Below are 23,265 nucleotides of genomic sequence, written 5' to 3'. Positions count from 1 at the left end.
CAATTAAGCTTTCTCCCACCCCAATATTTAGTGGCGTTAAATTTCTTTTATAATGTCAGCAAATCTATCGAGAGTGTATGCACCGTCCATATCGAGTTCTTTGTTGTTAAAAACCATAAAGTAGCGATAAATGCGTCCCGCCTGTTCCTGCCATTTTCTGCCGAGTTCCAGCTTAGATTTGCTGTCATCTCCATCAAGATAATCACCTTTGGCTTCAACCAGAATAAATTTCCCGGATTTCATCATTACCATAAAATCTGGATAATGATTGAGATAGCCGTTTATGTAGAAGTCCTTTCGTTCAATAATTCTGTGCCACCAGCGGATGTTATCTGTGCCAACAATGATATCAATTACTTTTCGTTCGAAGTCATTCATGTCATCTTTTTCAGCTTCATAGAGAGAATAAGGGATTGAGTCGATCGTGGAAGATGGAGTGATTACAGGTTTGAGAGCATATGAATCACGGCATACGATTTTTCCGCTGTCCAGCCATTTTTTAAACTGCTTATTACGGTATGTATTTTCAAGAGTTTCAATTTTTTTCTGTATTTTTCTTGCGTATACAGGGATGGCGGTTTCCATAGTAGCCAACTCATTTTCAGTCATACCATTAACAACCCTGCGCACATAGTTTTCTATGTCAGATGTAGCATATCGGTTATTTTTATTAATTTGTGCAGCAATTAAGGATGTACATTGACGTAGTCTGTTTTCTGGAGGCAGGCTTTCCAGATATTTTCGGATGTATGTAATATCAGGCTTGGAGATACGTTTGTATTTTGGAACGGCTTCCCCCTGTTCTTGAATATCAACTTGATACATTTCTCCAGTTGCCAGTTCAAAACTAATCTGGGCATCCTGCCCGGACAGTGAGAACCCCTCAGATAGGTTTTCAGGCTCCAAAAACTCATATGTACTGCCAAATAAGTCTGGTTCACCTTTGATATAAAATTGCGGTATTCTTAAATTTTTAACTTCTTCCAGATATTGACTTTGCATTGTATTTTGATTTAACATTTCTCCAAGCTCACCTCCTGTGAAGAAGCTATCTTTGGTGGCATTTATCTCTGCTGTATATTTTTCAGACTGGGCCGTGGCCGCAGTAATCATGGAGGTAAGAGTAGTGTGCATTTCCCCAGGATTTGCAGCTGCCTTTTCGGATGTTCCTGTTGCAAAGAGAAACTGTTGAACTTCCGCTGGATTTACATCGTCAAAGCAATCGGCTTTTTCAGTTTGAAGCAGTTCTGGTGAAAATGTTTCCTGAACTGGTTCGGGCTGTTCTGGTGTCTCCTGAGGAGGCAAATCCTCTGCAATACGGTAGTCTTTCCGGCTGAAACCGGATTTATTCAACCCCACAATAATGCTGTCCAGAGTAGAATGAAAATCGTTCGAGCAGGTTAGTACATACGAGGTGTTTAAAAGCGGTGCTGTATGTTGCTTTGCATATGGCTGACGTAGGATTCTACCGAGAATCTGTTCAACATCTACTTTGGAGGTTTTGTTAGCAAGAGAAGCAAGGATGTATGCAAATGGGCAATCCCAGCCTTCTTTGAGCGCATTAACAGTAATGATATATCGAATTTCACAGTTTGGACTAAGCAAATCGATATTTCCAAGATCATCTACTTTTGAAGTTTTAACAGCAATTTGTTCCTTTGGAATGCCCATCTCAACTAAAAGTTCTCTGATTTTATCGAAGGTATCGCTTTCTTCATTGATTTTTGGCTGTGCCTGAAATAGCACAATTGGACGTATATATTTTCCACCAGAAAGCTGTTCGGCGTTGGCTTGTTTTTCCAGATTACCGCGAAGCTGAATTGCGTCCTGAATAACCGCCTGTCTGCTGTTTCTGTTGAATACAACAACAGGCAGTTTAACCATATTTTCTTTTTTTAGTTCCCTGGCATCCACATAGGAGATGATATTACTGGTGCTACGAGGTGTTGCTGTCAATTCCAATATAAAAGATGGATTTAGGTTATTGAGCATTTCGGCACTAAGAGTAGATCCTGCATTGTGGCTTTCATCAACTACAGTTACAGGAGAGAGGAATCGCAGAATCTGAATTAGTGCAGTATCCGGGGTATCCGCAAGTAATACGGATTCGTCATCGAATTGTTCAGCAAAGCGGAAAAGATTTCCGTTTTCCTGATAGACTTTGCGGACATCTTTTTTTCTACTGTCAATACGCAGAGAGGAATAGCTCAATACACAGATTGTCAGCATTTCACGGACACTATCTGGGGAAAAATTTTGTCCGTTCAGCAGCATTTCTTTAGTATAAACACCTACACGTCCTGCAAAATCCATGTCTAAACGCTGGCGGTATGGATGGTTTACATCTGATAAAGTACGGAGTGTCTGGGTAAGAATTGAATCGGATGGCACGAGCCATACAACTACTTTTGGTTTGTTGACTGGAAAATGTTCAAATATTGTTTTTACGGCAGAACAGGCTATAAAAGTTTTACCGCCGCCTGTAGGAACTTTTATGCACACATGAGGTGTGTTTTCTATTTTATTCTGATAGTATGGAACACCGTTAAATCCAACAGGAATATCTTTATTCCCCCAGTATTTTTTCCAACCCTTTATAATATCATTTTCACAATCTACTGCATCAATAAAAGAGGATAAATCCTGTAAAACAGTTTCTTGATAAGTTTTTAATTTCATTTATCCATCTCTCCTTTACATTTTTTTGATGTCGCGTGGTATTTTTTTGAATGAAATATGCCATTTTTCTAGTTCACGTTGACTGAGTGTACAAAGATCAGCATAAATTACATATTCATCTGCTTTTGTTTGTATTGTGTGTAAGAAATCTCTGTTCAGTGTGGTAGTGTTTCCTTTTTCATAATTAAAATAATAAGCGACATCCATATGTGTGCCCATATAGCAAGGCTCTTCAGTGTGGAGTGGCTCAAGCTTTTGCTGGGTTTCTGTAAAATATACATATTTGCGAATGTCATCAAGACCAATGGAAGCATTCAGTGCTTCTCCATCAAAGATGGATTCACCAAGTTCATAGTAGCTAAAATTTCCACCCGTGCCTTCAGTAGCATTTTTTTCGGTTCCATAGCCATTTATTACACGTTTTACTCGCTCAGCGGTGATGGTATCAGCATAATTACCCATTTCCACCAGAATGAATTTGCGGTTACCACCGTCTATTTTGTTCATGTTTAGAACAGCATGAGCAGTAGTGCCAGAGCCTGCAAAGGAGTCGAGAATAATGGAATTAGAGTCTTGTTGCGAAATTCTTAACATATACTCGATTAACCTTACTGGTTTAGCATAGTTGAAATTTAATTGCAAATTCTTTAATTCAGCTGCGCTTTGTCGATTTTCATATTCTGTAATTAAATTTGAGGGAACTACTCCTTTTTGTTGTTGCTCACTCAGCCAAAGTTTGTTATAGATATTCCATGTACTTTTATTGCCATTTTGATCTACTAATCCAGAAGTTGAAGTCTTTTTAAATACAATATTTCCAGCTTCAAGCTCTTTTTTATATCGTGGGTAAATCCATTTCCAAACTTTATCAGTTTTTAATGGTGTTACTATTAATCCTTCTTCAAGTTTGTTAGGAAGACTATTCCCAGGAGGGATTGCAAATGTTCCATCTGGACATTGTATATAATATCTTTGATTAGCACGAGCTTCAAGACTGGATTTAAACAGCCTCTCTTCACCGTACAATTCTCCTTTTCTGGAACCTTCTTGTTGTGTAAATTTATAGAAGGTTTTAATTTGTTTTTGAGTCATGACAGCTCTAAAGTATGGTAAAACATTAATATTCTTTGCATATGCTAGAATATAGTCAAGGCTAGGTGTATAATAATGCCCTTTTGCACCGCCTGATTTCATTTGTCTACTAAAGTCAGTTATATAATTTCTTGCACTAAAAATTTCATCGCATATCAATTTTAGATTTGAATGTTCGTCTTCACCTATATTTATAAAGATAACTCCATCTTCAGCTAGTAATTTTTGTAATAATCTTAGTCGCGGATACATCATGCATAGCCACTTATCATGACGACTCAGATCTTCACCTTGTTTGCCAACCGTTTCACCGAGCCATTTTTTTATTTGTGGATCATTCACATTATCATTATAAACCCATCCTTCTTCTCCAGTATTGTAAGGCGGATCAATATAGATACATTTTATGAGTCCCTCATATTGAGGCAGAAGACTTTTTAGCGCAAGCAGATTATCTCCATGGATAATCATATTTTCACTGCCATTATCTTCTTCATGTTGTCCGTTTTCGTCAAAACTATATTTGCGGTCAAGAACACAGTAAGGTACATCCAAATGATGATTTACTACTTTGCTCTTGCCAATCCAGTCTAATGTTGGCATGGTAGAATGCTCCTTTATTATTTATTCGGCATTGGAGGTGCTTTTATTAAGATCAATCGAGAGGGTATAGGCACTATTTTGCACCAATGTTTTTTGAGCAGAACACCGTTGATATTCACTCATGATTACCTGTGTTGCTGCGTTTATGCCATAAGGATCCAGTGCCAGGAATTTGCGGAAGGTATCATACAGTTCATCTTCAACCGTCCATGCCGAAAGCTTTTTCTTTTCGTCAGTTATTAAGGTATTATGAGCAGTTTCTTTTGATTTACCAGTCAAATAGTCATAAGATACATTTAACAAAGAAAGCAATGCTTCCAGAGTTTCAAATTCCGGATTCCGTTTTCCTGTTTCCCACATTGCTACAGAACCCTTTGAAACATTTAGGGCCTTTGCAAGAGAAACTTGAGTATATCCACAAGCTTTTCTTGCCTTTTTTAGTCTTTCACCGTTCATATTATTACCTCCATGTGAGAATAATAACAGTAATTGTGAGAAAAATCAATGAACTCTATGAAAATATATTGAATTACTGTATTATATGTGAGATTAAGAACCAATACTTGCAATAAAAATGGAGACGTTGCAATATATAATCTAACAATAAGTTGTAATTTTTGAAATTTCAAATACTATGCGTTAATTATTGTCCAGCTGATCTACTTGCAGGACATCTGTGTCCATCAACAGATCTATTGTTTCACCCTGGACATATTTTAACGGATTTGGGAATACTTCTTCACTGCAATATTTTGCTTTTTTCTCTGAGAGAGTTATTGGAGAAATGTCAAGTTCATTAAAATAAGGCATGACAGCGGAAAGCATATCTGGATCAAGGTTATTTTTTTGTGAATCAAGTCCATGTCTTTTTTTGATTGCACATAATACATTTAACATTTTACGTTTTACTCTCTTTGAGTAACGGCTGTTCGCAATTTGTTCATGGGTATCGTTATACAGTAGAAAATCACCAGTACCGTACATTCGCTTCAGAAGTTTGCATATCGTTTCACGAGGACGTATATTTGAGCCGTCTAATAGTTCTGACTCTGTACAATGACATTTCTTTTTATCGCTTAACAGTTTTGGACGTCGTTCACGTAATTCTATTCGGAGCTGTCCAAGGGCATTGTTGAGTTCTTGTTGATCGTCCAAGTAACCTTGAGCATGTTTAATCTGTAACTGAGGATATTTCAAATATATTGAAAGCTCATAGCTTTTACAACTGATTGTAATGGCGAAGGCTTCTGGAGTATTTCTTTTCTGTTTCTGATTGTATCGTTTTTCAATATTGAAACGGTGAGGTATTTTTGCTTGTTTGAGTAAATATAGATATACTTCGGCAGTTTTTTGATCGTTGGGGCAGAAGGCTTGTATCTGGCATTTACAAGCGTTCATGAGGTAATGCTCCATGATGCGGAAAGTGTGGAGCCTGAAGAACTGAAAACAATTCTGGAGGCTACTATAGAAGAAGCAACTCCGGAAGAGGATGTGCTTACCAGACATATTTATCATTATGATCTGAAATCAGACCAGATTGAGATGATGGCGGCATAGTGTTGTGAATTAGTTTCTGGCTGGTGATTTTGGGATGACCGGGATCACCAGCAGGTACTGTCAGAACGAAACGGTATCAAATCTAACTGTCGTTAGATCTGGAACGGTATATACCGTGGCAAAGCTAGTGGAATGGGTTACTTTTGATACTTTTTTTGATAACGTCAGTTTTGATACAGATGTAGCACTGAGGTTTATAAAATTTTCAGATTTAGGTAATTTCTTTTCATGGAAATACCGTATGGATTATGATATATTAAATATAGAAGAAACGGATATAGGAGGTGTCGAAAACGGCTGAGAAAAACAACATAAAACCGGATACCATACTAAAGACATTTTGGCGGGATAATGATCATTTCGCAGATTTATTTAATGCAGCGTTATTTGATGGAGAACAGGTACTGAACCCTGCTGATCTCATGGAAGTAGATACAGATGTTTCCTCCATGGTGAAATTTAACAACCATGCAGAGACGGTTCAGAAAGTCCTGGACGTGGTGAAGAAAACAGCCTATGGCGTGGATTTTGTAATCTGGGGGCTGGAGAACCAGAGTAAAATCCACTATGCAATGCCTTTACGGCATATGATCGGGGATTCCCTTTCGTATCTGAAGGAATACAACGAAATCGCAGCCAGGAACAAGGCTGAGAAAGGGTGTGAGTCTTCTGACGAATTCCTTTCCAACTTAAAGAGGACAGACAGGCTCCATCCAGTGATAAGCCTGTGCGTATATTATGGGGAAAAAGAATGGGACGGACCGTTCTGTCTGGCAGATATGCTGGAAATCCCGGAAAGACTGAAACCTTTGGTATCCGACTATAAAATGAACTTGCTTCAGTTAAGGAAAAGCGGATCACTGCGGTTTCATAATGCAGATGTGGATACCGTATTTGATGTAAGCCGTTCTATTTATGAAAAGGATTTTCAGAAGATCAATACTGTGTATAAAGAAAAGGCAATCCCTGCAGAACTCGGAGTCGTGATCGGAGCAATCACAGAATCCCAGAGACTGATTAACCATGCTTTGCAATCAGAGAAAAAAGGAGGGCAGATTTATATGTGTGGTGCATTAGAGGAATTGGTAAACGAGGGCGTTCAGCGCGGCAGACAGGAAGGAAGAATCGAAGGTCTCCAGGAAGGAATTCTGAAAGGACAACTGGAGGGAATCCATGCCAATATTCGTACTTGCAAAACGTTTAAGATCAGCAAATCAGACACAATCAAGAACGTTGCGAAAGAATTTTCACTGTCAGAGGACGAGGCAAGAGATTACGTGGAGAAATACTGGTAGGAATCAAATATAATCAGAAGTGTATGTGGAGCAGAATCTATAATGGTTCTGCTCCAATTTTGTTTATAGCAGAAAGGAAATAATAAAATGAAAGTCTATGGGTATTGCAGGATTTCTACATCCAAGCAGTCAATGGAGCGGCAGATCAGAAATATTAAGCTGGCATATCCAGACGCAGTTATTGTAAAAGAAACATACACAGGAACGATAATACAGGGACGAAAAGAATTTGAAAAGCTGCTCAAAATAGTTTCTACTGATGATACGCTGGTCTTTGATTCAGTATCTCGTATGAGCCGTACTGCACAGGAAGGGTACGAAATGTACCAGAAACTATATAACCAAGGCGTATCCCTGGTATTTTTGAAAGAACCTCATATACCCATATTTGCAGTGCCGTTTATACAACTTTTCCTGTAATACAGCAAAAGTTTTTAGGGTTGTTATTCCTTCTGAATCATAGTAATCTATAGATATCTTATGAAGAGAACCGCATTTGTCGGTTTGCAGGTCAGGAGGAAAAATATGCCAGATATCAGAATACAAAAATACAAAAATCCCATTATTTCTGGTTACAATCCAGATCCGTCGATTTGCAGAGTCGGGGATGATTTTTATCTTGTAAATTCAACTTTTGAATTCTATCCCGGAGTGCCGGTTTACCACAGTAAGAATCTTGTGAACTGGGAACTGATCAATTACTGTCTGAGAGATAAAGAGCAGCTTTATCTGGACGGTGTTCGGCCGTCAGGCGGAATTTATGCGCCGATGCTCTGTTACCATAACGGTGAGTTTTTTATGACCACTACCAATGTGTCACATAAGGGACATTTGATTGTACATACCAGCGATATTTATGGGAAATGGTCAAAGCCGGTATGGATTGATCAGGGAGGGATTGATCCTACTTTGCTGTTTGATGGTGAAGATGTTTACTTCGCCTCTACTTCCAGAGATAAAGATGACAGGGATGGAATTTTTATGTGTAAAATCAATCCATACACAGGAGAAAAGCTGTCCGAAAGTGTATGTATCAGTCATGGATGCGGCGGAATCTGTCCGGAGGGACCTCATATTTACAAGCTGAATGGAAAATATTATTTGCTTCTTGCAGAGGGTGGCACAGAATATGGACATATGGTTACCATGCAAAGAGCAGATTCTCCATTTGGACCGTATGAGGCGTGTCCCCATAATCCGATTCTCAGTCACCGGGATAATCCGGATGGCTCTATTTCCTGCACTGGACATGCTGATCTGGAAGTAGATCAGAATGGAAACTGGTGGCTGGTTTGTCTGGGAATCCGGCCTTCTTGCACTCCGCAGCGAGGTCTGAAACTTCATCATCTTGGAAGAGAGACCTTTTTAAGCCCTGTAATCTGGGATAAAGAGGGTTGGCCGGTTGTTGGAAACGATGGCAGAATCGCTTTGGAAATGAAGGGACCACTTCCAGGCGACCAGGTGCAGCCGATATGCCGGGATTTTACAGATGATTTTTCGGAAGAGAAATTCAGCCTGCATTATAACTGGGTTCGAACTCCACATATGGAAAATTATGTGCGTGATACCGCTGCCAGACGGCTTATTTTGAAAGGAACAAGCGTAACTTTAAATGACACGGATACTCCGACATGGGTCGGAATCAGGCAGAAGGAATTTGATGTTGAGGCAGATGTTGTGGTGAGTCTGAAAGAAAATTTTTCAGATGCCTGTCCGGTTTCCCAAGACAGCAACGTCAAAGGTCTAAATAAAAGAGTGGGACTGGGTACATTCTACAATCAATTTTATCATTATGAAATTTACTTAACCAGAGAGGACGGACAGTACAAGGTTTGTCTTTCCAGGCATATTCATGATATGTTTGCAAGAACAGCTGAGAAGGTAGTATCCTCTGGGGAAAATATTCATTTTCGTATTATCGGTAATCCTCTGGAATATGATTTCTGGTACAGCGAAGATGGAAAATACTATGAGAAGCTGGGCAGCGGTTCTACTGCAGGGCTGGCTACAGAAGGAACTATGTACATGAGTTTTACCGGAACTTATATCGGAATGTTCTCAGAAAATGCGGAAGGGCATTTTAGAAATTTTTCAGTGAAGATAAATAAAAATTAATTGCTGAATAATCAAGGTTAACGGAACCCCCTGCCGGGCGGGATCGCACTGCGGCGCAAATATAAATGTGGCCGGAGGCGATCCGCTGCAGGCAGAGAATCCTGTAAATTGTGACGTACATCTTACAGAAATCCTTTTCAAACAAAGACTGTGGGAAAAAGTCTGTAAATAAGATTCTTCTATGATATGCAAGGGTGATGAGCCTGAAAATTAGGCTTTTCACTCTTCAAACACGCTTTAATCAGATCGTGAAGCGCTCTCTTGAAGCTGATAAATTGTGCCAAATCTGACTGGCAAAATGCATGGGGAAATCGAAAGATTACTTTTCCGCATCTGCAAGATTTTTCTTCAATTCGATCATTTTGTCACGCAGCTCTGCTGCCTGTTCGAAGTTCAAGTCTGCAGCAGCCTGGCGCATCTGTTTTTCCAACTGGGAGATTAGGTTCTTCAGCTCTTTTTTGCTCATGGATTCCGGATCCTTCTTCAGCTTCACTTCAGTTTCAGCAACTGCCTTGGAAACTGCAATCAGATCACGGACTGCCTTCTTAATAGTAGTAGGAGTAATTCCATGTTCCTTATTATAGGCTTCCTGGAGTTCCCTGCGACGGTTGGTTTCCTCAATGGCATTTCTCATGGAATCCGTCATCACGTCTGCATACATGATAACGTGTCCTTCGCTGTTTCGGGCAGCACGGCCAATGGTCTGGATCAGGGAAGTCTCAGAACGAAGGAAGCCCTCCTTGTCTGCATCCAGAATAGCAACCAGAGTGATCTCAGGAATATCAAGTCCTTCTCGCAGAAGGTTAATGCCTACAAGCACATCAAATACATCCAGACGCATGTCGCGGATGATTTCTGCACGCTCCAGGGTATCAATATCCGAATGAAGATAACGGACACGGATTCCCACATCTTTCATATACTGGGTAAGATCCTCGGCCATTCGTTTGGTGAGAGTTGTGATCAGCACTTTGTTTTTTCTGGAGGTTTCTTTCGTTATTTCAGAAATCAGGTCGTCTATCTGTCCCTCTACAGGGCGCACCTCCACTTTCGGATCCAGAAGACCGGTAGGACGGATGATCTGCTCGGCGCGGAGAAGCTCATGGTCGTATTCATAATCTCCCGGGGTAGCAGATACAAACAAAACCTGGTCCAGTTTATTCTCAAATTCTTCAAAGCTCAGAGGGCGGTTATCCTTAGCAGAGGGCAGACGGAAACCATAGTCTACCAATGTCTGTTTACGGTTCTGGTCGCCAGCATACATAGCGCCAACCTGTGGGACTGTCTTGTGCGACTCATCAATAATAAGAAGAAAATCATCCCCGAAATAATCCAGCAGAGTATAAGGTGGCTGCCCTGGCTCCAGTCCGGAAAGATGACGGGAATAGTTCTCAATACCGGAGCAGAAGCCGGTTTCTTTCATCATTTCAATATCAAAGTTGGTACGCTCGGAGATACGCTGGGCTTCCAGAAGCTTGTCTTCGCTTTTAAAGTAGTCTACCCGTTCTTTTAATTCCTCTTCAATGGCAATGGCTGCTTTCTGAATCTGCTCCGCTGGTACTACATAATGGGAAGCAGGGAAAATACCGATGTGCGCAAGCTGACATTTGATTTCTCCGGTGAGCACATCAATCTCAGAGATACGGTCAATCTCATCTCCGAAAAACTCCACTCTGACAGCGGTATCTGAGCTGTTAGCCGGAAAAATCTCCAGAGTGTCGCCACGGACGCGGAAGGTACTTCGGTGGAAGTCCATTTCATTTCGGGTGTACTGAATGTCGATCAGCTCCCGGATAACCTCATCACGATCCTTAGTCATGCCAGGACGCAGGGAAATCATCATGTCCTGAAATTCCTGAGGAGAACCCAATCCATAGATACAGGACACAGAAGAGATGATAATAACATCTTTTCGCTCTGACATGGCGGCAGTGGCAGAAAGACGGAGCTTGTCAATTTCATCATTGATCGCAGAGTCCTTGGCAATATAAGTGTCAGAAGAAGGCACATATGCTTCTGGCTGGTAATAATCGTAATAGGAAACAAAATACTCCACCGCATTCTCCGGGAAGAATTCCTTAAACTCACCGTATAACTGTGCTGCCAGAGTTTTATTATGGGCCAGGATCAGAGTAGGCTTATTCAGCGCCTGAATAACGTTTGCCATAGTAAAAGTTTTACCAGAGCCGGTGACACCAAGCAGCGTCTCAAACTGATTTCCCTCTTTAAATCCCTTTACCAGTTTCTCAATAGCCTGTGGCTGATCGCCGGTTGGTTTATACTCGGAATGTAATTCAAAATGATCCATATGAGTCCTTTCTTTTATAAAATCAAACACGCTTTAACTGTTTTCAGTATAGCATCCTTTTTTATAAAAGTACAGCAGAATCGAATATTTGTTCTGCCCTCTGAAATGTCAGAAGCATTCCAAAACTTTAATTGACAGACATACCTATAGTGCGTTATCTTAAAAAAGAAAAGCGTGATTGTTCACGACCTGACCAGTAACACGCTTCGCGATGCGCAGAAATCATGCAGAATTATTAGGAGTGCCGGAAATGGAAGAAAAACAAAAGAATAAAAGATATGTGCTGAGGAAGCTTTTTTTTGCCTCGTTATATCTTAGTACGTTTACTTTTGGCGGCGGATATGTAATCGTTACTTTATTGAAAGAGAAATTTGTGGATCAATATCACTGGATCGATGAGGAAGAAATGCTGGATCTGGTGGCAATCGCACAGTCATCTCCAGGAGCAATTGCAGTAAACGGAGCAATTGTGGTGGGATACAAGCTTGGGGGAATACCGGGAATGCTGCTGTCGGTTCTGGGGGCTATTATTCCGCCAATGGTGATCCTGTCCCTGATTTCCTTGTTTTATGATGCATTCTGCTCTAATTATTATATAGCAGCTCTTTTGAAAGGCATGACTGCCGGCGTAGGTGCTGTGATCATTTCTGTGGTATACGACATGGGGAAAAACGTGGCGAAATCAAATGACTGGGTAAATGTGGTTATTATGGTCATCAGTTTTTGTGTAAGCTATTTTCTGAAGGTAAACATTATTTATATAATACTTATTGTGGCTGTATTTGGATTTGCGCGTACACTTGTGAAGGAGGGCAGCAAAAAATGATTTATCTTCAGCTCTTTTTCAGCTTCCTTCAGATTGGTGCATTAAGCTTTGGAGGTGGATATGCAGCAATGCCTCTTATACAGGAACAGGTAGTGACTATGCATGGCTGGATTTCCATGGAAACTTTTTCGAATCTTGTGACCATTGCAGAGATGACTCCTGGTCCTATTGCAGTAAACTCCGCAACCTTTGTAGGAACCAGGATTGCTGGTCCTGGTGGCGCAGTGGTGGCTACTCTTGGCTGTATTTTACCCTCCTGTATAATTGTAACCCTGCTGGCATATATTTACACGAAATACCGGAAAATGTCCCTTCTCCAGGGAACTCTTACATCCCTTCGCCCGGCGGTTGTGGCCATGATCGCCAAGGCAGGAGTTACCATTTTAGTATCATCTTTTTTTATAAATGGTGCAGTGGAACTGTTTCGGGAAAACATATGCATTCGAATGGTGGTGTTCTTTACTGCCGCACTGGTGCTTTTAAGAAAATTTAAAATGAATCCTATTCTGGTGATGGTTTTGTGCGGTGTGGCAAATATGGTGTTTTGCGCGGCTGCCGGAAGCTGACTGGAAAAGATATGCCAGCTGACTTTCGTATATGGTGCTGCCGCAGGTAGGCTGCACCTGTGTTTAGAAGAAAAAATAAGGGGGATAACAGATTGAACATATGTGTATATGGCGCTTCAAGTGCACTGCTTAAAAACATTTATTATGAAAAAACAGAAGAGCTTGGAAGAGCAATGGGAAAAAGAGGTCACGGTCTGGTGTTTGGCGGCGGAGCTACCGGAATGATGGGAGCAGCAGCCAGAGGCGTGGCAGCAGAAAATGGTTACATACTTGGAATTGCTCCCCGATTTTTTGACCAGCCTGGAGTTCTGTATGAGAAATGCACGGAATTTATTTTCACAGAGAATATGAGAGAGCGCAAAAAACTTCTGGAAGAAAAATCAGATGCTACGATCGTAGCACCTGGCGGAATTGGTACCTACGAGGAATTTTTTGAGATTTTTACCTTGAAAAGCCTGAAACGTATTGACCGCCCAATTGTGCTGTATAACATTGACGGATATTATGACAAGATGAAAGCATTGCTGGAGTACACAGCAGAAGAGAAATTCATGGATTTTTCCGTGCTGGATCTGGTAGTCTTTCTGGATGAGCCGACAGCAGTTCTTGACTATCTGGAAAATTATAAAAAATAGAGGCTGCTATTCAGCAGGGGCTGTTTTGCGAAACATATAACTGTGAAGGTGCTGAACAGTTACAAAACGGACATGTCGCCTATGGGCGGTATTCCTATATAGGAAAGAAGATGCCAGGGAAAATTTTCTCAAGGCATCTTTTTCATTTATGCGGCAGCAAACATAAGACTGCGTTGGCAGATACCTGATAGTATCCTTGCTGCCCAAAAAAAGTATTGCAGTAAGGAGAATTTAGCCAGAATGGTAAAGTATAGGGTAAAAACTATCAAAAAAGATGAAAAAAATTTGTAAAAAATATTGACAAAAGGAATACTGAGGTGTATCTTAAGAACATAGATGTTAGCACTCCTAAATAATGAGTGCTAACAAAAGGAATTCGAAGAAGCCAGACGGAAATCAGAATCAGGTTTGACCGTCTGCTTTTCAGGAAGGAGCAGATATTTCATGGATGAAGTATTAGATGAGCGCAAACGGAAAATACTGAAAGCAATCATCAAAACTTATATGGAAACAGGTGAGCCTGTAGGCTCCAGAACTATTTCCAAGTATCCGGATCTGAATGTCAGCTCTGCTACTATCCGAAATGAGATGTCCGACCTGACGGATATGGGCTACATCGTACAGCCCCACACCTCAGCCGGAAGAATTCCATCAGATAAAGGCTATCGCCTTTATGTAGATGAGCTTACCAGGGAGAAGGAAGCCGAGATCGCAGAAATCCGTGATCTGATGATTGAGAAATCAGATAAGATGGATAAGGTGCTCAGGCAGGTGGCGAAGGTTCTTGCCACGGATACCAATTATGCGGCTATGGTTGCGGTTCCCCAGTATAAGGGAAGCACCCTGAAGTTCATTCAGCTTTCACGAGTCAATGAGCGGCAGCTGATTGCCGTAGTTGTATGTGAGGGTAATGTCATTCGGAACCAGATCATTAATATTGATGAGGAGATGGATGACCAGACGATCCTGAAGTTGAATCTTCTTCTTAACACGAACCTGAACGGCGTACCCATCCAGGATATTAATCTGGGCATGATTGCCAGATTAAAAGAACAGGCGGGTAGCCACAGCGGTGTGGTTGCAGATGTGCTGGACGCAGTTGCAGCTACAATTCACGTGGACGAAGAAGATATGAAAGTATATACGTCGGGAGCGACCAACATATTTAAGTATCCAGAGCTTGCAGATACATCCAGAGCCAGTGAGCTGATTTCTACTTTCGAGGATAAGCAGGAACTTGCGGATATGGTCCGTGAGGAAATGGGAGACTCGGAGAACACAGGAGTTCAGATATACATCGGGGATGAAGTTCCGGTACGTACCATGAAAGACTGCAGTGTGGTCACAGCTACTTATGAGCTGGGAGATGGAATGCGTGGAACTATTGGAATCATCGGTCCCAAGCGAATGGATTACGAGAATGTAGTGGACAGCTTAAAGAAATTAAAAGTCCAGCTTGACGAAATGGTAAATAAGAAAACCTAGAAAGGCGGTTGAAAGCGTGTCAGAAGAAATGAATAAAGAAGCCGAAGTACAGGAAGAAGCAGTTGACATTCCGGTAACAGACGGAAGCGAAGAAGAGGCAGCAGATACAGCCCAGACAGCAGAAGAGGAGACTTCCGAGGAACCTGCACAGACAGAAGAAACTGAGCAGTCAGATCAGGAAAACGAATCTCAGAAGGAACCGGAAACCAAGACAAAAACTTCTTTCTTCGGTAAGAAGAAAAAAGAGAAAGATAAATTTGAACAGCAGGTCGAGGAGCTTACAGACAGACTGAAGCGCAGCATGGCTGAATTCGATAACTACCGTAAAAGAACGGAGAAGGAGAAATCCAGCATGTACATCATCGGCGCCAGGGACATCGTTGAAAAAATGCTTCCGATCGTGGATAACTTCGAAAGAGGTCTTGCACAGGCACCGGAGGATGATTCATTTGCAGAAGGCATGAAGATGATCTACAGGCAGATGATGACAGCTTTTGATGAGATGGGTGTGAAGCCAATCGAAGCTGTAGGTAAGGAATTTGATCCGAATCTGCATAATGCAGTGATGCATGTGGAGGACGAATCCGTTGGCGAGAACATCGTCGTAGAGGAATTCCAGAAGGGATATACTTACAAGGATTTCGTTGTAAGACACAGTATGGTAAAAGTTGCTAATTAACAGAAAGCAGCTTGGAGAATTAAACTTCATCGACATTTTCTAAAAACAAAGTATAAATGTTACTGTTCGTGTAATGGACAGCAACCATGAATTTTTAAACAGGAGGAAAATTATCATGGGAAAAATCATTGGTATTGATTTAGGTACAACAAACAGCTGTGTAGCTGTTATGGAAGGTGGACAGCCAACCGTTATCGCAAATACAGAAGGATCCAGAACAACACCATCTGTTGTAGCATTCACAAAGACAGGTGAGCGTCTGGTAGGTGAGCCTGCAAAACGTCAGGCAGTAACAAACGCAGAGAAAACAATCTCTTCCATCAAGAGAGAGATGGGTACAGATTACCGTGTAACAATTGATGATAAGAAATATTCCCCACAGGAAATTTCCGCTATGATTCTTCAGAAACTGAAAAAAGATGCTGAAGGATACCTTGGAGAGTCTGTTACAGAAGCAGTTATCACTGTTCCGGCATATTTCAATGATGCTCAGCGTCAGGCAACCAAGGATGCTGGTAAGATTGCAGGCCTTGATGTAAAACGTATTATCAACGAGCCTACAGCAGCAGCTCTTGCATATGGTCTTGACAATGAGAAAGAGCAGAAGATCATGGTTTATGATCTTGGTGGTGGTACATTCGATGTTTCCATTATTGAGATTGGTGATGGAGTTATCGAAGTTCTGGCAACAGCTGGTAACAACCGTCTTGGTGGTGATGACTTTGACCAGAGAATTACAGACTATATGCTTTCTGAGTTCAAGAGAACAGAGGGCGTTGACTTAAGCAACGATAAGATGGCTCTTCAGAGACTGAAAGAAGCTGCTGAGAAAGCTAAGAAAGAGCTTTCTTCCGCAACAACAACCAATATCAACCTGCCATTCATCACAGCAACAGCTGAAGGACCGAAGCATTTTGATATGAACCTTACAAGAGCTAAATTTGACGAACTTACACACGATCTTGTTGAGAAAACAGCAGAGCCGGTTCGCCGTGCACTTTCTGATGCAGGACTTACTGCTTCTGATCTTGGACAGGTGCTTCTGGTTGGTGGTTCTACACGTATCCCGGCTGTACAGGATAAAGTAAGACAGTTGACTGGCAAAGAGCCAAGCAAGGCCCTGAACCCGGATGAGTGTGTTGCACTTGGTGCTTCTATCCAGGGGGGTAAGCTTTCCGGTGAGGCTGGTGCAGGTGACATCCTTCTTCTTGATGTTACTCCACTTTCCCTGTCCATCGAGACAATGGGTGGTATTGCAACACGTCTGATCGAGAGAAATACAACAATCCCGACCAAGAAGAGCCAGATTTTCTCCACAGCAGCTGATAATCAGACCGCTGTAGATATCAATGTATTACAGGGTGAGCGTCAGTTCGCGAAAGACAACAAGTCCCTTGGACAGTTCCGTCTGGATGGAATCCCGCCAGCACGTCGTGGTGTTCCGCAGATCGAGGTTACATTCGATATTGATGCCAACGGTATCGTAAATGTATCTGCTAAGGATCTTGGAACAGGTAAAGAGCAGCACATTACAATCACAGCTGGTTCTAACATGTCCGAGTCTGATATTGACAAGGCTGTTAAAGAAGCTGCTGAGTTCGAAGCTCAGGATAAGAAACGTAAAGAGGCAATTGATACAAAGAACAATGCAGACTCCATGGTATTCCAGGTTGAGAATGCACTGAAAGAAGCAGGCGATAAACTGGATGCAAATGACAAAGCTTCCGTAGAGGCTGACTTAAATGCATTAAAAGATATCCTTGTTAAATATGCAAATACAGATGAGATCGGAGATGCTCAGGTCGCTGAGATCAAAGCTGCTCAGGAGAAGATGATGGAAAGTGCTCAGAAGCTTTTCGCAAAGATGTATGAAGCACAGAACCCACAGGGTGGTGCTGGTCAGGCAGGCCCTGGACCGGACATGGGAGGAGCTTCCCAGGGCGGTAACGAGGCTGGTTACGGCGATGATGTTGTAGATGCTGACTACAAAGAGGTTTAATTGAATAATAAGTTCCAATATTTCGGAACATGAAACTACAGCCCGGTCATGATTCATGACCGGGCAGTGGTGGTGAAAGACATATTACAGGAAATGCGCCGCTGGCGTCTTCCATAAGATAACCAAATACAAAAAGTTAGGAAAAGAAAGAAATCATGGCTGATAAAAGAGATTACTATGAAGTCTTAGGCGTTGATAAGAGCGCCGATGACGCTACATTAAAAAAAGCATATCGTCAGCTTGCCAAGAAGTATCATCCCGACGTAAATCCGGGAGATAAGGAAGCTGAAGCGAAATTCAAAGAGGCAACAGAGGCTTATAGCGTCTTAAGTGACCCGGACAAGAGAAGACAGTATGATCAGTTTGGTCATGCCGCTTTTGAAAACGGCGGCGGTGGCGGAGCAGGCGGTTTCGGCGGCTTTGATTTCTCCGGCGCAGACATGGGGGATATCTTCGGAGATATTTTCGGAGATCTGTTTGGAGGCGGCGGAAGCCGCAGACGTGCCAATAATGGACCTATGAAGGGGGCAAACCTGCGTGCACGCGTGAACATCACCTTTGAGGATGCTGTATTTGGCTGTGAGAAAGAACTTGAGATTACTCTGAAAGAGGAATGTACTTCCTGTCACGGTTCTGGAGCTAAGGCTGGTACCTCACCGGTTACCTGTCCGAAATGTAATGGTGAAGGACAGATCGTTTACACCCAGCAGTCCATGTTTGGCATGGTTCGTAACGTTCAGGTGTGTCCGGATTGTCATGGGACAGGTAAGATCATCAAAGATAAATGCCCGGATTGCCGTGGTACCGGATACATTTCCAATCGCAAGAAAATTAAGGTATCTATTCCGGCTGGTATTGACAATGGTCAGAGTATCCGTATCCGTGATAAAGGTGAGCCTGGCACAAATGGAGGTCCGAGAGGCGATCTGCTGGTAGAAGTAAATGTAGCACGCCATCCGATTTTCCAGAGACAGGATATGAATATTTACTCTACTGCACCGATTACTTATGCACAGGCAGCGCTTGGCGGCGAAGTCAAACTGAATACAGTAGATGGAGAAGTTCTCTATGAAGTGAAACCAGGAACTCAGACAGATACCAGAATCCGTCTGAAGGGCAAAGGTGTTCCGTCCCTTCGAAACAAGAATGTTCGTGGTGATCACTACGTAACTCTGGTTGTTCAGGTACCAACCAACCTGAATGAGGACGCGAAAGAAGCTCTCCGCAAATTTGACGAGGCATGCGGCAATCGTCCTGCAGGCAGTGCCGGCGATAGCACAGAAAAGTCCGAAAAGAAGAAAAAAAGCTTCATGGACAAATTAAAAGAGACCTTTGAAGAGTAAAAAATCAGTTTTTCCATAAAAGAATAAAGAAAAGGGGAGATATCCTCTTTTCTTTTTTTGTTACTTATTGTATATTAAAGGATAGCCGCAACGTTACTGTCCGTGCTGCTGGTCAGAAAATGAGCAGTAACATCGCAAGAGTCCGGAAAGGAGTTTTGCCTTGAAAACAAAGAAAAGAGATTTGTTAAACCGATATATTCCCCTGTGGTCTATTGTACCTCTTGTGACCATCATGGCAGTGAATTGTCTGATTTACTGGGGAAGCAGTGCGCTTACAGCTGGCAGGTATCACTTTGATTTTACGATGGCATTTGACAGGGAAGTTCCTTTACTGCCTGTATTTGTGTGGTTTTATATTCTGGCATTTCCATTCTGGGCTGTGGGGTATTTGCTGGCGGCAAGGCGTGGTAAGGATATGTTTTACCGGTTTGTTGCCACAGATCTGACCATACATTTTATTTGCTTTATCTGCTTTATTTTAATACCGACCACCAATATAAGACCGGAGATCCCAGGAAATACCCTTTCGGAAAAGATTCTCGCTCTGGTATATTCCCTGGATGGCGGGAACAGTCCTTCTAATTTGTTTCCCTCTATCCACTGCTATGTGAGCTGGATGTGCTGGAAAGGTGTGGAAGGCTCAGAGAAGGTGCCGAAATGGTATCAGAGATTTTCTCTGGTATTTGCAATTCTGATCATTATCTCTACCCAGGTGCTGAAGCAGCATTACATTGTGGATGCAGCAGCGGCGTTGCTTCTGGTAGAGTTTTTCTGGAGATTTTATCAGAAAGGGCAGCGACATAAGTGGGTTGTGCATGTTTTTGCACATAAAAAGAAGTAACATGGACATAAAAAAACAGTAATTGGTCAGGTGAATTGAAAAATCAGAATAAAGTAACAGATAACAACCGTTTCGAAAGATGTTAAAAAATACCATATTGTGATTATGAAGAAACAGCTTTCAATAAAAAAGATTGGAGAAATAGTATGAAGTGGAATCGCTTTACCATCAAAACAAAAACAGAAGCAGAAGACGTTATCATCTCTGCCCTTGCAGATGTTGGAGTTGAGGGCGTAGAGATTCAGGACAAACAGCCCCTTACCGAGACAGATAAAGAGCAGATGTTTGTGGATATTATGCCGGAAGGTCCAGCGGATGATGGAATCGCCTATCTGAATTTTTATCTGGAAGAGGACACAGAAACTGCGCCTGTTCTCGAGAGAGTACGTGCTGTCCTTGAAGAAGTACGCGGATACATGGATATCGGCGAAGGCACCATCACAGAATCCCAGACAGAGGACAAAGACTGGATCAATAACTGGAAGGAATATTTCCATCAGTTCTATGTAGATGACATTCTTATTGTTCCATCCTGGGAAGAAGTGAAGGAAGAAGATAAAGATAAGATGATCCTTCACATTGATCCAGGTACAGCTTTTGGAACTGGTATGCACGAGACAACCCAGCTGGTAATTCGTCAGCTGAAGAAATTTGTGACAAAAGACACCCAGATGCTGGATGTTGGAACCGGAAGCGGTATTCTTGGAATTGTAGCTTTGAAGCTGGGCGCTGCTCATGTTGTGGGAACTGACCTTGATCCCTGTGCAATTCCGGCAGTGGCAGACAATAAAGAGGCTAACGATATTAAGGATGAGACTTTTGACATGCTCATTGGAAACATCATTGATGATAAAGAAGTTCAAGACACGGTTGGATATGAGAAATATGACATTGTAACGGCTAATATCCTGGCAGATGTACTGGTGCCTCTCACACCGGTTATCGTAAATCAGATGAAAAAGGGTGCTTACTATATCACCTCTGGAATCCTGGATGTGAAAGAAGAAGTAGTGGTAAAGGCAGTGAAAGACGCCGGGCTTCAGCTGGTTGAGGTAACCCATCAGGGAGAATGGGTATCTGTCACAGCCAGAAAGGAATAATTATGCAGCGCTTTTTTGTGGAGTCTTATCAGGTCCTGGAGGAAGAACACAGGATCACTCTTACAGGTCCGGATCTGAACCATATGAAAAATGTTCTGCGCATGCGCATTGGTGAGGACGTTTGGATCAGCGATGGCAGTGAGAAGGAATATCACTGTACCATAGAAGAATTTCAGGAGGACAGCGCAGTTCTTCATATCCTTTATGCCCAGGAATCCCAGTATGAGCTCCCAAGCCGGATTTATTTGTTCCAGGGACTTCCTAAAGGGGATAAAATGGAACTGATCATTCAGAAGGCTGTGGAGCTTGGCGCTTACGCTGTTGTTCCAGTTGAAACAAGGAGATGTGTGGTGAAGCTGGACGCAAAGAAAGCGCAGAAGAAGGTTACCAGATGGCAGCAGATTTCCGAGAGCGCAGCTAAGCAGTCTAAGCGTATGCTAATCCCGGAAGTGAAAAATGTAATGAACTGGAAAGAAGCACTTGCCTTTGCAAAAGGACTGGATGTGGTTCTGATTCCTTATGAGCTTGCCCAAGGTATGAAAGAGACCCGGGAAATCCTGGCGGCAATTCAGCCTGGACAATCTGTGGGGATTTTTATTGGCCCGGAAGGCGGTTTTGAGGAGGAAGAAGTGAGAGATGCCATGGAAGCCGGAGGGAAACCGGTGACCCTGGGAAAAAGAATCCTGCGCACAGAGACAGCAGGTATGACCATGCTGTCTATTCTGATGTATACGCTTGAGTCTGTTTAAAAATATTTTAGCAATCTGCAAGACGTGCCAGAGTCTGTTTGAAGAATCATTTCTGCAATCTGCACGCCCCACTTTGCGGTATACTTCACCTGAATTCGGCTGCCGCAGCTCGCTGCTGCGCCCTTATCCGGGTAAAGGCTTCCGCAAATTGTGACGCACATCTTGCAGAAAGTCTTTTTTTAACATGCTCTGGAAAAAAGAGGAAAAGTAAGAAATGGAAGCATATTTTGATAACTCCGCTACCACAAGATGTTATCCTGAGGTGGCAGAGATTGTAGTAAAAACAATGACAGAGGATTTTGGAAACCCTTCTGCAATGCATTTAAAAGGTGTGGAAGCGGAAAAGTATGTCCGTGAAGCTGCACAGACACTTGCCAAAATTCTCAAGGTAAATGAAAAAGAGATCATTTTTACCTCTGGCGGAACAGAGTCAAATAATCTGGCCTTGTTTGGCGGAGCGGATGCAAATAAAAGAAGCGGAAACCATATTATCACCACCTCAGTGGAGCATGCAGCTGTAGGACAGCCCGCAGAGCGCCTGGAACAGATGGGATATGAGGTGACGATAGTACCTGTAGATCACAGGGGTGTGGTTCAGTTGGAGGCGTTAGAAAAGGCTTTGCGCCCAGATACGATTCTGGTATCTACTATGTATGTAAACAATGAGGTTGGTGCCGTGATGCCAGTAGAAGAGATTGCAAAACTGGTTCATGAGAAAAGCCCGAAGGCTCTGTATCATGTAGATGCGATCCAGGCATTTGGAAAATACCGTATTTATCCCAAAAAGGCAGGAATTGATATGCTCTCTGTGAGCAGCCATAAGATTCACGGACCTAAGGGTGTAGGATTTTTATATATCAATGAGAAAGCCAGGATTCAGCCTCAGATCTTAGGCGGCGGCCAGCAGGCCGGTATGCGGTCCGGTACAGATAATGTACCTGGAATTGCAGGACTGGGTGTTGCTGCAAAGATGGTCTACACGGATTTTGATAAGAAAATTGAGCATATGTATCAGCTGAAGGAACGCCTTGCAGAAGGTTTTCTGAAACTTCCTGATGTTCGTCTCAACGGAATGGAGATAAGAGAAGGTGCACCTCAGATCTTAAGCGCCAGCTTTCTGGGCGTGAGAAGCGAAGTGCTGCTTCATACTCTGGAAGAAAAAGGCATTTATGTTTCAGCCGGAAGCGCCTGCTCCAGCCACAAAAGAAAAGCTGCCGGAACCTTAAGTGCAATGGGAATGGAAGCAGCCCAAAGAGAAAGTACGCTGAGATTCAGTTTTTCAGAGGAAAATACATTTGAAGAAGTGGATTATGCATTGGAAGTGATCGGGCAGGTACTGCCTATGCTTCGGAGATATTCCAGACACTGATGCAGTGAGGAAAAGAAGAATGAA

The 23,265-nt window shown here is 42.3% G+C and carries 23 protein-coding genes; 17 read left to right on the top strand and 6 right to left on the bottom strand.

The features are described from left to right. Nucleotides 1-36: 36 nt before the first annotated feature. From LIZ66_RS06560 to LIZ66_RS06545, 4 genes are all read right to left on the bottom strand, one after another. Nucleotides 37-2,679, bottom strand: a complete 2,643-nt coding sequence (locus tag LIZ66_RS06560; protein WP_195991453.1) for a DEAD/DEAH box helicase — start codon at nt 2,677-2,679, stop codon at nt 37-39. A 15-nt stretch (nt 2,680-2,694) separates the two neighbouring features. Then, nucleotides 2,695-4,374: a site-specific DNA-methyltransferase gene (locus LIZ66_RS06555; protein ID WP_173769815.1), complete on the bottom strand. Its 1,680-nt coding sequence runs from the start codon at nt 4,372-4,374 to the stop codon at nt 2,695-2,697. Nucleotides 4,375-4,395: 21 nt separating this feature from the next. Continuing rightward, nucleotides 4,396-4,830 (bottom strand): helix-turn-helix domain-containing protein, encoded by a 435-nt coding sequence (locus LIZ66_RS06550; protein ID WP_173769816.1) that lies wholly within the window; start codon nt 4,828-4,830, stop codon nt 4,396-4,398. 183 nt (nt 4,831-5,013) lie between these two features. Then, a complete protein-coding gene (locus tag LIZ66_RS06545; RefSeq protein ID WP_227200687.1) occupies nt 5,014-5,772 on the bottom strand; it encodes a hypothetical protein in 759 nt (252 codons plus the stop codon). On the opposite strand from LIZ66_RS06545, the gene LIZ66_RS06540 reads away from it, so the two are divergent. The 5 genes from LIZ66_RS06540 to LIZ66_RS06520 all read left to right on the top strand — a co-directional run bounded on the left by LIZ66_RS06540 (nt 5,746) and on the right by LIZ66_RS06520 (nt 9,341). After that, nucleotides 5,746-5,931: a DUF5688 family protein gene (locus LIZ66_RS06540; RefSeq protein ID WP_237963434.1), complete on the top strand. Its 186-nt coding sequence runs from the start codon at nt 5,746-5,748 to the stop codon at nt 5,929-5,931. The two genes, LIZ66_RS06545 and LIZ66_RS06540, sit on opposite strands and share 27 nt — an antisense overlap. Before the next feature lie 115 nt (nt 5,932-6,046). Continuing rightward, a complete protein-coding gene (locus LIZ66_RS06535; RefSeq protein ID WP_173769819.1) occupies nt 6,047-6,232 on the top strand; it encodes a hypothetical protein in 186 nt (61 codons plus the stop codon). Continuing rightward, the gene (locus tag LIZ66_RS06530) at nt 6,216-7,226 is read left to right on the top strand and encodes an Rpn family recombination-promoting nuclease/putative transposase (RefSeq protein ID WP_173769820.1); all 1,011 of its coding nucleotides are present in this window, start codon (nt 6,216-6,218) and stop codon (nt 7,224-7,226) included. Before LIZ66_RS06535 ends, LIZ66_RS06530 begins: the two co-directional genes overlap by 17 nt. A gap of 87 nt (nt 7,227-7,313) precedes the next feature. Next, nucleotides 7,314-7,646 carry a recombinase family protein gene (locus LIZ66_RS06525; RefSeq protein ID WP_330386288.1) on the top strand — a complete coding sequence of 111 codons (333 nt, stop codon included), beginning with the start codon at nt 7,314-7,316 and terminating at the stop codon, nt 7,644-7,646. Nucleotides 7,647-7,751: 105 nt separating this feature from the next. After that, nucleotides 7,752-9,341: a glycoside hydrolase family 43 protein gene (locus LIZ66_RS06520; RefSeq protein WP_226837684.1), complete on the top strand. Its 1,590-nt coding sequence runs from the start codon at nt 7,752-7,754 to the stop codon at nt 9,339-9,341. A gap of 319 nt (nt 9,342-9,660) precedes the next feature. Here the strand turns inward: LIZ66_RS06520 and uvrB are convergent, their stop codons facing one another. Then, nucleotides 9,661-11,649, bottom strand: coding sequence for an excinuclease ABC subunit UvrB (gene uvrB / locus LIZ66_RS06515; protein WP_226837683.1), 1,989 nt, complete (start codon nt 11,647-11,649; stop codon nt 9,661-9,663). 250 nt (nt 11,650-11,899) lie between these two features. On the opposite strand from uvrB, the gene LIZ66_RS06510 reads away from it, so the two are divergent. The 10 genes from LIZ66_RS06510 to LIZ66_RS06465 all read left to right on the top strand — a co-directional run bounded on the left by LIZ66_RS06510 (nt 11,900) and on the right by LIZ66_RS06465 (nt 21,872). After that, nucleotides 11,900-12,475, top strand: a complete 576-nt coding sequence (locus LIZ66_RS06510) for a chromate transporter (RefSeq protein ID WP_187564997.1) — start codon at nt 11,900-11,902, stop codon at nt 12,473-12,475. Beyond that, nucleotides 12,472-13,041: a chromate transporter gene (locus LIZ66_RS06505; protein WP_173769825.1), complete on the top strand. Its 570-nt coding sequence runs from the start codon at nt 12,472-12,474 to the stop codon at nt 13,039-13,041. Before LIZ66_RS06510 ends, LIZ66_RS06505 begins: the two co-directional genes overlap by 4 nt. Before the next feature lie 92 nt (nt 13,042-13,133). Further along, the gene (locus LIZ66_RS06500; protein ID WP_118578562.1) at nt 13,134-13,676 is read left to right on the top strand and encodes an LOG family protein; all 543 of its coding nucleotides are present in this window, start codon (nt 13,134-13,136) and stop codon (nt 13,674-13,676) included. A 444-nt stretch (nt 13,677-14,120) separates the two neighbouring features. Next, the gene (gene hrcA / locus LIZ66_RS06495) at nt 14,121-15,161 is read left to right on the top strand and encodes a heat-inducible transcriptional repressor HrcA (RefSeq protein WP_187564996.1); all 1,041 of its coding nucleotides are present in this window, start codon (nt 14,121-14,123) and stop codon (nt 15,159-15,161) included. A 28-nt stretch (nt 15,162-15,189) separates the two neighbouring features. After that, entirely contained in the window at nt 15,190-15,840 is a 651-nt protein-coding gene (gene grpE, locus LIZ66_RS06490; RefSeq protein WP_264294270.1) for a nucleotide exchange factor GrpE, read from the top strand. Nucleotides 15,841-15,955: 115 nt separating this feature from the next. Beyond that, nucleotides 15,956-17,839, top strand: a complete 1,884-nt coding sequence (gene dnaK / locus LIZ66_RS06485) for a molecular chaperone DnaK (RefSeq protein WP_226837681.1) — start codon at nt 15,956-15,958, stop codon at nt 17,837-17,839. 155 nt (nt 17,840-17,994) lie between these two features. Continuing rightward, entirely contained in the window at nt 17,995-19,182 is a 1,188-nt protein-coding gene (gene dnaJ, locus LIZ66_RS06480) for a molecular chaperone DnaJ (RefSeq protein WP_195409404.1), read from the top strand. Between the two features lie 160 nt (nt 19,183-19,342). Beyond that, a complete protein-coding gene (locus LIZ66_RS06475; RefSeq protein WP_226815525.1) occupies nt 19,343-20,023 on the top strand; it encodes a phosphatase PAP2 family protein in 681 nt (226 codons plus the stop codon). A gap of 146 nt (nt 20,024-20,169) precedes the next feature. Further along, complete coding sequence (prmA, locus tag LIZ66_RS06470; RefSeq protein WP_173716406.1) at nt 20,170-21,123, top strand: 50S ribosomal protein L11 methyltransferase; 954 nt, start codon at nt 20,170-20,172, stop codon at nt 21,121-21,123. A gap of 2 nt (nt 21,124-21,125) precedes the next feature. Beyond that, complete coding sequence (locus LIZ66_RS06465) at nt 21,126-21,872, top strand: 16S rRNA (uracil(1498)-N(3))-methyltransferase (protein WP_226837680.1); 747 nt, start codon at nt 21,126-21,128, stop codon at nt 21,870-21,872. On the opposite strand, the gene LIZ66_RS19135 is transcribed toward LIZ66_RS06465, so the two are convergent. Next, nucleotides 21,869-22,033: a DUF6783 domain-containing protein gene (locus LIZ66_RS19135; protein WP_306797072.1), complete on the bottom strand. Its 165-nt coding sequence runs from the start codon at nt 22,031-22,033 to the stop codon at nt 21,869-21,871. The two genes, LIZ66_RS06465 and LIZ66_RS19135, sit on opposite strands and share 4 nt — an antisense overlap. Between LIZ66_RS19135 and LIZ66_RS19130 the strand changes: the two genes are divergently transcribed. Beyond that, the gene (locus LIZ66_RS19130) at nt 21,962-22,150 is read left to right on the top strand and encodes a DUF6783 domain-containing protein (RefSeq protein ID WP_306797074.1); all 189 of its coding nucleotides are present in this window, start codon (nt 21,962-21,964) and stop codon (nt 22,148-22,150) included. The two genes, LIZ66_RS19135 and LIZ66_RS19130, sit on opposite strands and share 72 nt — an antisense overlap. Next, nucleotides 22,087-23,241 (top strand): cysteine desulfurase family protein, encoded by a 1,155-nt coding sequence (locus tag LIZ66_RS06460; RefSeq protein ID WP_173716408.1) that lies wholly within the window; start codon nt 22,087-22,089, stop codon nt 23,239-23,241. Before LIZ66_RS19130 ends, LIZ66_RS06460 begins: the two co-directional genes overlap by 64 nt. The last annotated feature ends 24 nt before the right edge of the window (nt 23,242-23,265 follow it).

The organism is Blautia faecis (assembly GCF_020554845.1).
Lineage (GTDB): Bacteria > Bacillota > Clostridia > Lachnospirales > Lachnospiraceae > Blautia_A > Blautia_A faecis.
This window is presented reverse-complemented; position numbering and strand designations above follow the sequence as displayed.

Bases quoted from the DNA above. Each gene is read 5' to 3' on its own strand.
- LIZ66_RS06560 (WP_195991453.1), bottom strand. From the start codon at position 2,679: ATGAAATTAAAAACTTATCAAGAAACTGTTTTACAGGATTTATCCTCT.
- LIZ66_RS06555 (WP_173769815.1), bottom strand. From the start codon at position 4,374: ATGCCAACATTAGACTGGATTGGCAAGAGCAAAGTAGTAAATCATCAT.
- LIZ66_RS06550 (WP_173769816.1), bottom strand. From the start codon at position 4,830: ATGAACGGTGAAAGACTAAAAAAGGCAAGAAAAGCTTGTGGATATACT.
- LIZ66_RS06545 (WP_227200687.1), bottom strand. From the start codon at position 5,772: ATGAACGCTTGTAAATGCCAGATACAAGCCTTCTGCCCCAACGATCAA.
- LIZ66_RS06525 (WP_330386288.1), top strand. From the start codon at position 7,314: ATGAAAGTCTATGGGTATTGCAGGATTTCTACATCCAAGCAGTCAATG.
- LIZ66_RS06520 (WP_226837684.1), top strand. From the start codon at position 7,752: ATGCCAGATATCAGAATACAAAAATACAAAAATCCCATTATTTCTGGT.
- uvrB (WP_226837683.1), bottom strand. From the start codon at position 11,649: ATGGATCATTTTGAATTACATTCCGAGTATAAACCAACCGGCGATCAG.
- LIZ66_RS06510 (WP_187564997.1), top strand. From the start codon at position 11,900: ATGGAAGAAAAACAAAAGAATAAAAGATATGTGCTGAGGAAGCTTTTT.
- LIZ66_RS06505 (WP_173769825.1), top strand. From the start codon at position 12,472: ATGATTTATCTTCAGCTCTTTTTCAGCTTCCTTCAGATTGGTGCATTA.
- hrcA (WP_187564996.1), top strand. From the start codon at position 14,121: ATGGATGAAGTATTAGATGAGCGCAAACGGAAAATACTGAAAGCAATC.
- grpE (WP_264294270.1), top strand. From the start codon at position 15,190: ATGAATAAAGAAGCCGAAGTACAGGAAGAAGCAGTTGACATTCCGGTA.
- dnaK (WP_226837681.1), top strand. From the start codon at position 15,956: ATGGGAAAAATCATTGGTATTGATTTAGGTACAACAAACAGCTGTGTA.
- dnaJ (WP_195409404.1), top strand. From the start codon at position 17,995: ATGGCTGATAAAAGAGATTACTATGAAGTCTTAGGCGTTGATAAGAGC.
- prmA (WP_173716406.1), top strand. From the start codon at position 20,170: ATGAAGTGGAATCGCTTTACCATCAAAACAAAAACAGAAGCAGAAGAC.
- LIZ66_RS06465 (WP_226837680.1), top strand. From the start codon at position 21,126: ATGCAGCGCTTTTTTGTGGAGTCTTATCAGGTCCTGGAGGAAGAACAC.
- LIZ66_RS19135 (WP_306797072.1), bottom strand. From the start codon at position 22,033: ATGTGCGTCACAATTTGCGGAAGCCTTTACCCGGATAAGGGCGCAGCA.
- LIZ66_RS06460 (WP_173716408.1), top strand. From the start codon at position 22,087: ATGGAAGCATATTTTGATAACTCCGCTACCACAAGATGTTATCCTGAG.